This window comes from Aureispira sp. CCB-QB1, from assembly GCF_000724545.1.
Lineage (GTDB): Bacteria > Bacteroidota > Bacteroidia > Chitinophagales > Saprospiraceae > Aureispira.
The window spans coordinates 1-379 of record NZ_JHBV01000053.1 but is presented as its reverse complement, the minus strand read 5'-3'; the positions used below and the strand labels follow the sequence as shown (position 1 = coordinate 379).

General features: G+C 36.7%; 1 protein-coding gene. It reads left to right on the top strand.

Features of this window, described 5'->3' with window-relative positions; genetic code table 11:
- On the top strand, window positions 1-225 hold a 225-nt coding region (locus CG11_RS30495), incomplete at its 5' end, for a hypothetical protein (RefSeq protein WP_197043949.1).
- Window positions 226-379 lie beyond the last annotated feature (154 nt).

The following is a 379-nucleotide window of genomic DNA, read 5'->3' as shown; positions in this document are numbered from 1 at the left end:
GACTTATTTTATCTCCAGCTGGAGCAATTGCCTGCTGTTGTCCAAAAATTGGTTCAAAAACAGGTTGGCACCATCAATATCCAGGACTTTATTATAGAACAGCTCGAAACAATGAATCTTTTGATTCGATACAACGACGCTTGTCAATTGCAATTATTTAAAATTACCACGGCAGGCACCGATCCAATTGATCTAACGGCTTTTTTTGCTAACTTAGAGCTGTAGTTTTTTATTTTTATAATCGTCCTTTTTATCATTTTTAAACACAGATACATTTTATGAATCGTCAGGGCAATAACTTGACCATTCATCCACCCATTTCCTCCAAGCTCCTAGGTCGCTATCGACACAAAAAAGGCATTTATGTCATTCGGTTAAA